The sequence below is a fragment of the Halorubrum sp. SD690R genome, from assembly GCF_005435035.1.
GTDB classification, from domain to species: Archaea; Halobacteriota; Halobacteria; order Halobacteriales; family Haloferacaceae; genus Halorubrum; species Halorubrum ezzemoulense.
In genome coordinates, this window is sequence record NZ_SGTV01000105.1 from 1 (window position 1) to 663 (window position 663).

The window sequence follows — 663 nt, forward strand, 5'->3', positions numbered from 1 at the left end:
CGTTTAGTGAGCGCAACGGATTGCTTGGATTGTTCTACACGCGTTCCGCCGGCGATCCGGAGACTGTGGACGAGTTCCCAGAGCGTTACACGGCTGAGGACGTCGCCGAAAAGGTCGTCCACGACATCGATCACTGGTACGAGGCCGAGGCGAGCGTATGCTGCATCGCGAAGTTTGAGGGCCTCCAGCACGGTGTCCACGGAGAGGGTGCAGTCATCTCTTGGGTCGTCGAATAAGAGGGTGTCCGAGAGTAGTGCCGGTTCATCCGATTGACTCTGTTGATACCTACTAGTTCGGCACAATCCGTCGTGAAACAACTGGTAAGTAGAATTGCGAAGTTACCGGGTTCCGGTAGAAATGGTACCTGATTACGCAGTTGGGAAGGAAGGTAAGACGGTACGACCTCGAAGCCAGTACTCTATCACGGCTAGCAATACGTAGGCGACGAGGTATATCGGTGCGAACACGAACACGAAAAGAAATCCGGGCGAATCACCTTGTCCACTTCCAATCGGTTGAATATACACCAGTATATGCCAGAAAACGAGGATAGCAACCAATAGCGCCCCCGGACTGCGAATTTCATACCGAAGCCAGAGAAAGACAGGAACCCCTATCGTCACCAGTCCAAACCCAATAGATAACGCAAGCGCGTCCCAGAGC

At 53.4% G+C, this 663-nt stretch carries 1 protein-coding gene and 1 pseudogene; one reads left to right on the forward strand and one right to left on the reverse strand.

Going from position 1 to position 663, the window contains the following annotated elements; genetic code table 11:
* A pseudogene (locus EXE41_RS19145) lies at positions 1-236 on the forward strand (hypothetical protein); the annotation flags it as partial.
* 132 nt (positions 237-368) lie between these two features.
* Here the strand turns inward: EXE41_RS19145 and EXE41_RS19490 are convergent.
* On the reverse strand, positions 369-663 hold a 295-nt coding region (locus EXE41_RS19490; RefSeq protein ID WP_206750864.1), incomplete at its 5' end, for a hypothetical protein.